This is a genomic window from Halomonas sp. AOP7-E1-9 (assembly GCF_052376035.1).
GTDB classification, from domain to species: Bacteria; Pseudomonadota; Gammaproteobacteria; order Pseudomonadales; family Halomonadaceae; genus Vreelandella; species Vreelandella citrativorans.
The window spans coordinates 1-9,916 of record NZ_JBQSVC010000056.1 but is presented as its reverse complement, the minus strand read 5'-3'; the positions used below and the strand labels follow the sequence as shown (position 1 = coordinate 9,916).

The window sequence follows — 9,916 nt, the reverse complement described above, 5'->3', positions numbered from 1 at the left end:
AAAAGGCGCGGCAGATCATCCTCGACTTCGGGCAGGACATCGGACGCATGACGGTGTTGAACACCCTGCGAAGCCGCCTGCGCTATCCGCGAGGCACGCCATGCTGATCGTCTGTCGGACAAAGGCACCACGCAGAGGGCTGACGGTCACCGGCAGCCAGCATCACCGTACCCGGCGGGTAGCAATGCATGAGCAAACGGGTCATCGTCGCCGGCCGATGCCGCTATGGTTGGCCATGGCAGAGATGCATTCGGCGGTTGAGACGGAATCGGAGGTCAAAAAATGCTCGCTGACGGCGATAGGGAAAGTGTCGACGCCGGCATCACGGATTCAGGCCATAATTAAGATTTTTGAAAACGAGCCGCCTTTAGGAAGTTTTTTTCATACTCGGCTTGGCATGTCAACAGCAAGCAATGAAAGGTTTTGTCGATATTGGCATGAAGTCTCCTTTGATAAAATAGGTTTTAATCATACAAGAGAATCAGCGAATAACTCTGGAGGAAAATGGTTTCCATATCAAAAGGGTGGAGAGTTTAGAAAGTGGTATGGTAATAACTGGCTGGTAGTAAACTGGGAAAAAGATGGTTACGAAATTCAGAACTTTGGTCGTGAAACAGGAAAGATAAGGTCTCATAACTATAACCTTAACTTTATATTTAAAGAGGGTGTTACATGGACAGATGTCACTTCTTCAAAAAATGCTTTTCGCCATATGCCTTCTGGATTTCTTTTTGATGGAAGGGGGTCGTCTGGTTTTGTTATAGAGCCACTAAACTTATATTCTGCCCTTTCTCTTCTGAATAGCAACTTGTCACATAAAGTGGTAGAGTTCATTAACCCAACATTAACTGTTAATGTTAATGAAATACAAAAAATACCTCTATCTTATAAATTATATAAATCATCCGAAGAATATCAAACTCTCGCCAAGGGATGTGTGAGAATCTCAAAAAATGACTGGGATTCTTACGAGCAATCGTGGGACTTTTCTAGTTTTCCGCTATTAGACCTAGGCTACTACCAAGTAACTTTGAAAACCTCCTATCGACACCTCAGCAACTACTGGCAGGATATGACGCTAGAGATACAGCGCCTGGAAGAAGAGAACAACCTTATCCTCATCGACGCCTACGGACTGCAAGACGAGCTGCCCCCTAAAGTGCCGTTAAGCGAGATTACTCTCACCTGCAACCCCCATTATCGCTACGGCGGCAACCGCTCGGAGGAAGAGCTGGAAACCCTGCTCCAATGCGACACCCTCAAGGAGCTGGTCAGCTACGCCATTGGCTGCATGATGGGCCGTTATTCACTAGACAAGCTCGGCCTGGTTCTCGCCAGCCAAGGCGAAACCGTTAGCGATTATTTACAACAGATCCCCGCGCCCAGCTTCGCGCCGGATAAAAACGCTATCATCCCGCTCACCGATCAGGAGTGGTTCCCCGACGACGCCACCAATCGCTTCCGCGACTTCGTGCGCATCGTCTGGGGCGAGGAGCACCTGCAGGAAAACCTCGACTTCGTCGCTGAAAGCCTCTGCCTGCACGCCATCAAACCACGCAAAGGTGAAAGTGCGCTGGACACCATCCGCCGCTATCTCAGCACCCAGTTCTTCAAAGACCACCTGCGCACCTACAAGAAACGCCCCATCTACTGGCTGTTTTCCTCAGGCAAGCAAAAAGCCTTTGAATGCCTGGTTTATCTGCACCGCTACAACGAAAGCACCCTGGCCGAGATGCGCACCGACTACGTCATCCCACTTATCGACCGCCTCGCCGGCCACGCCGAACGGCTAGAGCAAGACAAAGACACCAGCGCCTCCGCCGCCGAAGCCAAGCGCATCGAGAAAGAGCTGAGCAAACTCTACAAACAGCAAACCGAACTCAACGCCTTCGACGAAAAACTCCGCCACTACGCCGACCAACGAATCTCACTGGATCTGGATGATGGAGTGAAGGTGAACTATGGGAAGTTTGGAGATTTGTTGGCTGAGGTGAAGCAGGTTGCGGGTGTGAAATGATGCAAGGAATTTTAAACGTTGTCAGCCTTTTGGTACTGGCGGTTATATCTCTGCTTCCTTTTGTTGCAAAGCATTGGGTTAAGGCTTGGTTCAGCAAAGACTTAGAGATATTAAAATCTAGTGTTCAGAAAGACCTTGTTGGGTTACAACACTTGAACTCTATTTCTCAACCTGCATTGGCGAAGGTGTTCTCAAAGAAAATCGAAGTTTATACTGAGCTTTCAAAAATAAAAAATGAATTTACTAGATACAGAAATGAAAGTCATGAGCCAGAGGTGTCCGATGATTTTGAAAGTGTCACAGGTAGGTTTCACGGTTACTTTGAAAGGTGTAGAAAGGTGATAGAGATGAACAAGCTTTATGTCTCTAGCGGTCTATCAAAAAAATATGATACCTGGTACCGGGCGGCGTATCCTTACTATCAAGAATCGGAGATAGATGGTTACGAAGTCTATAGCAGCTCTTGGGGGAAAGCAGAGGATGTGGAAAATGCTCACTTCGCCAGTCTTGCTGCGTTATCAACAATGATTGAAAAAACAATGCCACAAATGGAAGATATTTTTTCTCAGGTCGAAAAAGATATTGCTGAGATAAGAGAGTATGTTGATCTTGCGATAAAAGTTACCTCTTAGTCGAGCAATATGGAAGAAGGTTTTCATTGGGCCGGTGGTTGTCGACTCCCTTTCCAGTGGAATTTAAGTGTGGCTAATAAACTGTTAGTCACGAGGTTTTTTATTTTGAGTGATTTTTAAATTGAAATCCCAGCTAGAAGATCTTTATAGACGAACAGGATTTACTAAGGAAAGCTGTTTTCATGCCAGCCGAAGAATGAAAAAGCATGACAACCTATCGCTCATGGCGATGACAACCTTGTCTTTTGGCTTGATTATCGTTTCAATGATGTCTCAATTGTATGATGACAATGTTTTCATCAATGACTATAATAGATTTGTTGGGTTTTCAATAACATCAATGTCAGTGTTTGCCTTGGCGTTTTCAGTCTTGGTTCATAAAAGTGGGTTTGGTGTTAAAGCTGAAGGCTACAGAAAGCAAGCTATGGCTATTAGTGATTTGAGAATTTCTTTTAGGCCACTGTTAGAAAATGAGTCCGGAGATGGTAAGTCAAGGGAAGAAGTATATGGTGAAAAAAGTGAAGAATATGCAAAGATACTCAATGGAAATATAGTTCATGATCAAATTGATTATCTGGTTTCCAGCTCTCAAGGAATGGAAAAAAAGTATTATTCATTGAAGCTTTTTATATCAGAGTTTTTTTGGTATTGGATGGTTTTTATATCAATATTCTTGTTGGTCATATGGGTTTTCTATGGCGTGTATCATGAAGAAATGGGCTGATAATTCATAATTCTTAACGGTGTTTTGAGTGGATACACAGCAACTGCAAAGCGGTCTGCAGCAGACCTTTATCACTGATGGTCATCGCTTAGTCTTCTGGTACGACGCGCCGGGGCATTTCGCTGATGCACTGGATGACCTGGCGCTGGACGGCGTACAGACGATCAACATGGCCGGGCAGTCGACCTTTGGCGTGAAGCTGCGCTTAGAGCTGGACGAGCCACAAACGCCGACGCTGCTGTATTTCCCCCACGCCGAGCCGGCACCGGAAGACGACTGGCTGCTGGACATCAAGCTGTATTCTGGGCGTTTCTATGCCGACCAGATCTCGATGATCTTCAACGAACTGGGGCTGAGTCGTCATGCGTTGCGCGAACATCTGGCCCAGCGCGAAGCATTTCTGAACGCAAAGGCGCGCATCGCGGCGCTCAAGCGGTTAGTGACCCCAGAGCTGGATGAAGACGGTCTGGATCTGGCCATGTGCGCTGCCGTAGTAGGTGCGCCCTCCACAGATATCGGCACGCTGTTGTTCCATCTGGCCAACGATGCCGTAGCCGAAGATACCGGGTTGGAGAACAACCCCGCGTCACTTGAGACGATGGCCAGGTACGGCTTGGTGCCGAGCCTTATTCGAGCGCTGCAGCTGGAGGTCGGCTATCCCGCCACTGAGGCTGAGCTCAGCGGTGAAGCCCCCTTGGCATTTGGCCAGCTGATGTTGCGCCTGTTGGCCACCGGCTACTGCGAGAGCATTGCGGATATTCCCGAGTGGGCCAAGAACCACGCCATTGCCTCGGTAAATGCGCGGGCTACGTCACGGGCATTGCTGTCACGCTGGCGAGACAGTTCGCGTTTCTATCCAGCGTTTGATGTGATCTCTGGCTGGGTGGCCGTGGCGCTGCGTATTGAGGACAGGATTCGTGACGTTTCGTTGGAGCAGCTGGCTCAGGTGGCCACCTTCGAGGTGGTTGAAAAGCGGATTATCGTTGAGCTGTGCCAGGCCATTCCTGATGCCGATGGGCGCGACCTGGAAATGTTTCGCGGCATTATCGCCAGCCGCCTGGACGGTTACTGGGCCTCGCGGCACAAGAATGATGAACGCCGCCTTCGCTATCGCCAGCTCTACGCCGCGCTAAGTGCCGCCATCGACCTGTTTGCTCTGCGCCAGCAGCACCGTGATGGTTTTCATTATCCGAGCGTTGATGCGCTGTATCGCGCCTATTGCAGTGAGCTGTACCGTTTCGATACGGCGTACCGCCATTATGCCGTGGCGTCAGACAGCACTGGCGTTGAGCTGCTCAAACGGCTCGACGAGGCGGTTGAGCACTGCTACGACGAATGGTTTCTCGGCCAGCTGACGCGCAACTGGAGCGAGCGGGTCGACGCAGAAGGCCGTCTGGATGACTGGACGCTGTCGCACATCCCCAACCAGCAGCATTTCTTCCGCGATGTGGTCAGTCCGCACTTGGACGCCCACCGCAACAAGCGCCTGGTGGTCATCATCAGCGATGCCTTCCGCTTTGAAGCCGCCGAAGAACTGCGCGAACGCATTAACGCCAAACGCTACAGCGAGGCCACCCTGGGCAGCCAGCTGGGTGTGGTGCCCAGCTACACCACCTTAGGCATGGCCTCGTTGCTGCCGCATCATGAACTGAGCTATCAACCGGGTAGCGACAGCGTGCTGGTGGATGGTCAATCCAGCCAGGGCACCGCCAATCGTAGCCAGTGCCTGAGCAGCGCTCTGAACGGCCAGGCCATGGCCGTTACTGCGGAACAACTCAAGGGCTGGTCGCGGGATCAAGGCCGCGAGGCACTCAAGGGCATGCAGCTGGTGTATGTCTACCACAACGTAGTGGATGCCCGGGGAGATACCGCCAGCACCGAGAGCGAGACGTTTGCTGCGGTGGAAGATGCCATTGAGGACCTCGACTCGCTGACCCGCAAGGTGCTTATGCATTTCAACACCAGCACCGTGCTGGTCACCGCTGACCATGGCTTCCTGTACCAGCGCAGCAAGCTGGACGATACGGACCGCACCAGCCTGAGTGAAAAGCCCAGTGGCGCGTTCAAGAGCAAGAAACGCTATGTGCTGGGGTCCAATCTTCCGGACAACGCCAGCGTATGGCACGGCCATACCCGCAACACCGCCGGTACCGCTTGCAACACCGAGTTCTGGATTCCCAAGGGAGCCCACCGCTTTCACTTTGTGGGCGGCGCACGTTTTGTGCATGGCGGCATCATGCCCCAGGAAATCGCCGTGCCTGTACTCACCGTCAAACAGCTGCGCGGTGAAAAAGTTGAAAGGCGCACCCGCCGCAAGGTCGACGTGATTTCGCCCAAGGCCTCGCTGAAGATGGTCAACAACATCCAGCGCTTCGACCTGCTGCAGACCGAAGCCGTCAGCGAGCAGCTGCTGCCTGTTACCCTAGCCGTGGCGATTTTTGAAGGCAACAAAGCCGTCTCCAGCGAAGAAACCGTCACCTTCGACAGTGCCAGCGACACCATGAACGAGCGCACCAAAGCCGTACGACTGTCGCTCTCCGGCACCGACTTTGACCGCAAGCGCGACTACTTCCTAGTACTGCGCGACAAGGACCTGGGCACCGAGCTGGAACGCTACCGCGTGGTCATCGACCTGGCGTTTACTGATGATTTCTTTTAAGCCGCAAGCCAGACCACTGTCGGCGATCGGTACTGTTATCTTGCGTGAGCCGTATGCAGGCTCGGTGATAAGAATATTTCTGGAGAGTGTAGCGTGATGTTCAGTGCCAACAGTGAACCACAGACTGAAACTTCCTCGCCCGCCGAGCAAGAGAGCGATCTTGATGATCTGCTCAATACCCACTTCGCTGGGCGTGTGGTGCGCAAGGATCTGACTCAGCGGGTCAAAGAAGGCGCTAACGTGCCGGTGTATGTGCTGGAGTATCTACTTGGCATGTACTGCGCGTCTGACGATGTGGAAGTGATCAGTGAAGGCCTGGAAAACGTCAAGAAAATACTCACCGATAACTACGTTCGCCCCGACGAGGCCGAGAAGATCAAGTCGCTGGTTCGCGAACGCGGCAGCTTCAAGGTGATCGATCGAGTTACAGTACGCTTGAACGAGAAGAAAGATCGCTATGAGGCGGTGTTCAGCAACTTAGGCATAAAGGACGCCGAAATCTCAGCAGGTATCGTTAAGGCGCACGAGAAGCTGCTGGTGGGCGGTATCTGGGTGATTGCCACCCTGAGCTACTACCACGAAGAGGGCCAGTCGGGCTCACCGTTTGGCGTCAGCCAGCTCAAGCCGATCCAGATGCCGCACATGAACATGGACGAGCTGTTTGAGGGGCGGCGCGGGTTCACTACCGAACAGTGGCGCGAGGTGTTGATGCGCTCCATCGGCATGGAGCCGGCCGAGTTGGACGCCGACGTGCAATGGCACCTGCTGGCCCGGATGATTCCTTTTGTTGAGAACAACTACAACGTTTGCGAGCTGGGACCTCGCGGTACCGGCAAGAGCCATATCTATAAGGAATGCTCGCCCAACAGCATTCTGGTGTCCGGCGGGCAGACCACCGTCGCCAACCTGTTCTACAACATGAGTTCGCGGCGTATCGGTCTGGTCGGCATGTGGGATCTGGTGGCCTTCGATGAAGTGGCCGGCATCTCGTTCAAGGACAAGGACGGCGTGCAGATCATGAAGGACTACATGGCCTCCGGCTCATTCGCTCGGGGCCGTGAGCAGATGGAAGCCTCGGCCTCGATGGTGTTTGTTGGCAATATCAACCAGAGCGTTGAGTCGCTGGTGAAAACTAGCCATCTGTTGGTGCCGTTTCCTGACGCCATGATCGACGCGGCTTTCTTCGACCGCTTCCACGCCTACATTCCGGGCTGGGAAATCCCCAAGATGCGGCCGTCTTACTTTACCCAGCGCTACGGTTTCATCGTCGATTACCTGGCCGAGTTCTTCCGCGAGATGCGTAAGCGCAGCTTCGCCGATGCTATCGATCAGTGCTACCGCTTGGGCGATAACCTTAACCAGCGCGATGTGATCGCGGTGCGCAAAACGGTCTCTGGCCTGCTCAAGCTGCTGTTCCCTCACGGCGAGTATCAGAAAGACGATGTTCGCCAGGCGCTAGAATATGCCCTGCAGGTGCGTCGCCGCATTAAAGAACAGCTCAAAAAGATCGGCGGCATGGAGTTTTACGATGTGCACTTCAGCTACATCGACAAAGAAACTCTGGAAGAGCACTTTGTTTCAGTGAAGGAGCAAGGAGGCGGCGGGCTGATCCCCGAAGGACAGGGTAAGCCCGGCGTGGTGCACACTATCGGGTTGAGTGACAAAGGCATGCCCGGAGTCTACCGCATCGAGCTACAGGTAACGGCCGGAAGCGGCAAACTCGCCATGTCTGGCTTGGGCAGTTCCACCGCCGCCAAGGAACAGGTCAAGATGGCGTTTGACTACTTCAAGGCCAACGCCAGCCGCATCAGCGGTTCAGGCAAGGTACTGGAACATGACTTCCACCTGCATGTGATCGACCTGCAGAATACCGGCACACTGAGTGATCTTGCCCTAGCCAGCCTGGTGGCGTTTTCTTCGGGGCTGCTGGGCAAGCCCACCCAAAGCCAGATGGTCGTGCTAGGCGACATGAGCCTGGGCGGTAGCCTCAAGGCCGTGGAAAGCCTCGCTGAATGCCTGCAAGTAGCATTCGACGCCGGTGGCAAGCGCGTCACATTGCCCATGGCCAGCGCTGCGGATATTGCCACCATCCCCGCCGAACTGTTTACCAAGTTCCAGACCAGCTTCTACGCCGAACCGGTGGATGCCGTGGTGAAAGCACTGGGGGTGGAGTGATCTTCACCAGCTTTATTTGGGCTGCTTTCGACCCAAAGCGGAAGTGCCGGCAAAGGCAGTCAGCATGTTCACCGGTGTTATGCTGCATGCGCGGCGATTGGTGTTATGTAGCCGAGCAAGATTTAATATTCTGTTATTTCAATGGCTTAGGTGAGCTGCTAGCGCGTAGCATAACATTCTTGAACGCGCGTGCTCGTTCAAGTGGAATATCAAGCATGCTATATAATACAGCTGTTATACGGCAGAAATCGAGCCTCACTGATACAAATAAATTATGCTAAACCAAACAAATAAAACAAGATAAAAGGGATTATTTCAATAAATGGCAACGGATGGAAAGCAACTCAGTAATCCTTTTTCAACAGGCAGTGGTGGCGCCAGGTTTGAGGCCAATATCCAGGCCACATTTGTTACTTTAATGTTAAGTGGTGGATACGCCCCTTGCCTACCCTCATGGCCAATCGTAGAAATAAAACTACAGGGCTCAGTAGCAGGCTATGGCACAGATGATCTGATAGTTTTCGTTGAAAACCCAGTAAACAATGATCGCCGTCGGTTACTTGGGCAGGTAAAAAACTCGATAGCAATCACCACCAAGAACAAATTATTTTCCGAGGTTATTCAAGCGGCTTGGAATGACTTTAACAATCCGGGTGTCTTTACTAAAGGAAAGGACGTCATTGCTCTAATTACAGGTCCAATCAATGCCACCGATACCGATGGTGTTAATGGGCTATTAGAACAAGCCCGCCATACGCGCGACGCTAATGAATTTATAACCCAAGTAAGTCGGGCTAATTTTTGCTCAGATAATGTCAGGAATAAACTGGTAGCCTTTAAAGAACAGCTCAAAGTCGCCAACAACGGCAGTGATGTTGAAGAACAGGATTTATACGAGTTCCTTAAACATTTTCATCTTCTCGGTTATGACCTTGCAAAAAAGGGAAGTGTCATTTCATCACTGCTGAATTCGCACATTGCTCAGTTCAATAAAGCTATCCCTGATAAAATTTGGTGCCAGATAGTCAATGAGGTACAAAACTTTAATCAACAGGCGGGAACAATCACACTTGATACTCTACCAGATGATTTGGTCGAGCATTTCAGAGAGCGTGAGATCACACATATACCTAAAGAGCTTGCCAAGGAAGAAGTAGAAGGTGACAGTGAGGTACATTCAGTTGCAACTGATTGGAATCAGCACTCATCTGCTCAAAAGCTGGCGGTTGCAAATTTAATCGGTAGTTGGAAAGAAAGCAATGAGGCAGACATTGCGATTGTTTCGCAGATAGTTGGCGAGGACTACAACAACTGGATAGTTGATCTGCGAGAGACCTTGCATGTTCATGATTGTCCGTTGTCTTATAAAAATGGTTTATGGGGTTTCAAAGATCGTTTGAAATCCTGGCAAGAGTTAGGAAGCAGGCTTTTTGACGATCACTTGGATACTTTCAAAGCTGTTGCACTAAAGGTTCTCAGAATTGATGATCCCTCGTTTGAGTTGCTTGGTGAAGAGCGATACGCTGCTGCCATCCACGGAAAGGTGTTGCCGCATTCTGGCAATTTGCGTGAGGGCTTAGCGGAAACATTAGCTCTTATTGGTAATCGGGCAGCTTCTTTAATCAATTGCACTCATGGCAAGGCAGGTGCTATTGCAGCATTATCAGTGCGTGAATTGTTCGATAAAAGTGATCCTGATTACGCATAAG

6 protein-coding genes are annotated in these 9,916 nt (G+C 51.2%); all 6 read left to right on the top strand.

Translation table 11 applies throughout. The features are described 5' to 3' along the window. The first annotated feature begins 100 nt into the window (after nt 1–100). The 6 genes from pglX to ACT3R4_RS17715 all read left to right on the top strand — a co-directional run bounded on the left by pglX (nt 101) and on the right by ACT3R4_RS17715 (nt 9,915). A complete protein-coding gene (gene pglX / locus ACT3R4_RS17740) occupies nt 101–2,017 on the top strand; it encodes a BREX-1 system adenine-specific DNA-methyltransferase PglX (protein WP_496201265.1) in 1,917 nt (638 codons plus the stop codon). Further along, complete coding sequence (locus ACT3R4_RS17735; protein ID WP_496201266.1) at nt 2,017–2,649, top strand: hypothetical protein; 633 nt, start codon at nt 2,017–2,019, stop codon at nt 2,647–2,649. The genes pglX and ACT3R4_RS17735 overlap by 1 nt, the downstream gene beginning before the upstream one ends. Nucleotides 2,650–2,770: 121 nt before the next feature. After that, complete coding sequence (locus ACT3R4_RS17730) at nt 2,771–3,373, top strand: SLATT domain-containing protein (RefSeq protein ID WP_496201267.1); 603 nt, start codon at nt 2,771–2,773, stop codon at nt 3,371–3,373. Between the two features lie 28 nt (nt 3,374–3,401). After that, a complete protein-coding gene (gene pglZ, locus ACT3R4_RS17725) occupies nt 3,402–6,032 on the top strand; it encodes a BREX-1 system phosphatase PglZ type A (protein WP_496201268.1) in 2,631 nt (876 codons plus the stop codon). A 96-nt stretch (nt 6,033–6,128) separates the two neighbouring features. Continuing rightward, nucleotides 6,129–8,207 carry a protease Lon-related BREX system protein BrxL gene (gene brxL, locus ACT3R4_RS17720; protein ID WP_496201269.1) on the top strand — a complete coding sequence of 693 codons (2,079 nt, stop codon included), beginning with the start codon at nt 6,129–6,131 and terminating at the stop codon, nt 8,205–8,207. 322 nt (nt 8,208–8,529) lie between these two features. After that, nucleotides 8,530–9,915 carry a hypothetical protein gene (locus ACT3R4_RS17715; protein WP_496201270.1) on the top strand — a complete coding sequence of 462 codons (1,386 nt, stop codon included), beginning with the start codon at nt 8,530–8,532 and terminating at the stop codon, nt 9,913–9,915. The last annotated feature ends 1 nt before the right edge of the window (nt 9,916 follow it).

What these genes read in the sequence shown, in the direction of transcription:
- pglX (WP_496201265.1), top strand. Translation starts at nt 101, where the DNA reads ATGCTGATCGTCTGTCGGACAAAGGCACCACGCAGAGGGCTGACGGTC.
- ACT3R4_RS17735 (WP_496201266.1), top strand. Translation starts at nt 2,017, where the DNA reads ATGCAAGGAATTTTAAACGTTGTCAGCCTTTTGGTACTGGCGGTTATA.
- brxL (WP_496201269.1), top strand. Translation starts at nt 6,129, where the DNA reads ATGTTCAGTGCCAACAGTGAACCACAGACTGAAACTTCCTCGCCCGCC.
- ACT3R4_RS17715 (WP_496201270.1), top strand. Translation starts at nt 8,530, where the DNA reads ATGGCAACGGATGGAAAGCAACTCAGTAATCCTTTTTCAACAGGCAGT.